The sequence below is a fragment of the Anaerovibrio sp. genome (assembly GCF_051866355.1).
GTDB lineage: Bacteria > Bacillota > Negativicutes > Selenomonadales > Selenomonadaceae > Anaerovibrio.
In genome coordinates this window covers 1-2,216 of record NZ_JBJDWZ010000106.1, presented here as the reverse complement: position 1 = coordinate 2,216, position 2,216 = coordinate 1, and the positions used below count along the sequence as shown (strand labels likewise).

Annotated in this window: 3 protein-coding genes; all 3 read right to left on the bottom strand. The window is 54.4% G+C overall.

Annotated elements, in window-relative coordinates; genetic code table 11:
• The coding region (gene folP, locus ACI3UA_RS05720) for a dihydropteroate synthase (protein WP_439723870.1) at nt 1-829 on the bottom strand (829 nt) is incomplete at its 3' end.
• Between the two features lie 39 nt (nt 830-868).
• Nucleotides 869-1,435 (bottom strand): GTP cyclohydrolase I, encoded by a 567-nt coding sequence (gene folE / locus ACI3UA_RS05715; RefSeq protein WP_439723869.1) that lies wholly within the window; start codon nt 1,433-1,435, stop codon nt 869-871.
• Nucleotides 1,436-1,440: 5 nt separating this feature from the next.
• Nucleotides 1,441-2,216: tRNA preQ1(34) S-adenosylmethionine ribosyltransferase-isomerase QueA (queA, locus tag ACI3UA_RS05710; protein ID WP_439723868.1), on the bottom strand; the 776-nt coding region annotated here is incomplete at its 5' end.

Sequence of the window (2,216 nt, the reverse complement as noted above, 5' to 3'; positions counted from 1 at the left end):
TCGGCAGCACATCATGCACGCGCATGATTTCACAGCCCTTGGTAATCCCCAGCACACAGGTAGCCCCCGTCGGCTCCATGCGCTCATCCACCGGCAGGTCAAGAGTGTTGCCGATAAAGCTCTTGCGGCTGGTTCCCAAAAGCAGAGGATACCTCCTGCCATCAAACTGCTTCAGCTCCTGCAGGCGGTTCATGACCTCCAGATTGCCCTCCACGGTCTTGCCAAACCCGATGCCCGGGTCCAGAATCAGCTTGTCAGAAGCCACACCGGCCTTTTCTGCTATATCAATGGACTTCATGAAAAAAGCCCGCATGCTGTCAATGATGTCACCGCTGTACTCCTTGGATTTCCTGTTGTGCATCACCACTACCGGCAAATCATACCGGGCGGCCACTTTTGCCATCTCTCCCGGCTCATCCTCGTACTGCAGTCCCCAGATATCGTTCAGCATGTGCACGCCGTGCTCTGCCGCAAAAGCTGCCGTTTCCGCCTTGAAGGTATCAATGGACACAGGCACCGGACAGGCCGGAACCACCGCCTCCAAAAAAGGCTTCAGCCTCTCAATTTCCTCCTTGGCAGACATGGCAACAAATCCCGGTCGGCTGGACTCGGCCCCGATATCGATGATATCAGCGCCGTTTACCACCATTTCCAGCATATGCTGAACAGCCTTGTCAACGCTGTTCCATTTGCCGCCATCGGAAAAGGAATCCGGGGTAACATTCAGTATGCCCATAATCAGCGTTTTCTTGCCAATTTCCAGCTCCTTGCCATCAGCCCACGTATATTTCCTGTCTGCATCATATATAGTCTTTGTAGCTCTTCCCATAATAAATTACCACTGCCTTCCTTCGCCAATGCCGGCGCATCATTCACCTTTATTCCAGCCCAGCAGGCTCCAGGCCTGATTGTACAGGCCGCTATCCTCGCCAAAGCAGCCGAGGCAGGATGAGGTAATGGTCGAAGTGCCATTCGCCAGATCGCCCCGCATGGTCATACACAGCTGCTGTGCCTCCGCAATGACCAGCACGCCCTCTGCCTGCAGACCCTGCATGACCGCCTCTGCCAGCTGCTCCGTCATGCGCTCCTGCAGCTGGGGACGATGGGAAACGATATCCACCAGCTTGGTAAACTTGCCAAAACCTGCCACCATGCCGTTCTTCGGCTTGTAAGCAATGGATATCCTGCCGAAAAACGGCACCAGATGATGCTCGCACATAGAATAAAAAGGGATATCCTTCACGGCCACAATGCCGTCATTCTCACTCTGAAAAAGCTCTCCCCAGACTTCTCCGGCATCCCTCGTCAGTCCGCTGAACAGGTAGCCGTACATCTCCGCCACCCGCTCCGGGGTTTTTTCCATATCCAGCTGTTTTAAATCCAGTCCCAGCGCCTCCAGAAACTCCCTCATGGCGCCTACAGCCTTCTCATTCATCACAATCACTCTCCAGGACGCTTTATCAGCATCGCATCACCAAAGGAAAAGAACCGGTACCTCCCGCTGACCGCCGCTTCATAGGCTTTCAGCACGAACTCCCTGCCTGCAAAGGCGCTAATCAGCATAATCAGCGTGGATTTTGGCAGATGAAAATTGGTGACAATCCCATCCACCAGCTTGAACTCATAGCCGGGATAAATGAAGATATCCGTCCAGCCGGACTTGCCACTGATTTTTCCCACGCCATCTGCCGCAGATTCCAGTGTGCGGATAGATGTGGTGCCCACCGCAATCACGCGCTTACCGGCGGCTCTGGTACTCATAATCAGGTCAGCCGTTTCCTGTGAAATGCTATAGTATTCCTTGTGCATCACATGCTCTTCAATGTTCTCCACATTGACCGGCCGGAATGTCCCCAGCCCCACATGCAGGGTGACAAAACCAAGATTCACGCCATATTCCTGCAGCTCCTTCAGCTGCTCCTTCGTAAAATGCAATCCCGCCGTAGGAGCCGCCGCCGACCCCTGTTCGCGGGAGTAAACAGTCTGATATCGCTCCTTGTCCGCCAGCTTTTCATGGATATACGGCGGCAAGGGCGTCTCACCCAGCCTGTCCAGAATCTCCTCAAAAATCCCTTCATACTGGAATTTCACAATACGGCCGCCAAAATCCGTATGGTCCGTTACGGTACAGGCCAGCTCATCACTGAACCGCACCACCTGTCCCGGCTGCGCCTTGCGCCCCGGCTTGACCAGCGTCTCCCAGGTATCTCCGTCAA

Coding starts and splice junctions, on each gene's coding strand:
- folE (WP_439723869.1), bottom strand. CDS start 1,435: ATGAATGAGAAGGCTGTAGGCGCCATGAGGGAGTTTCTGGAGGCGCTG.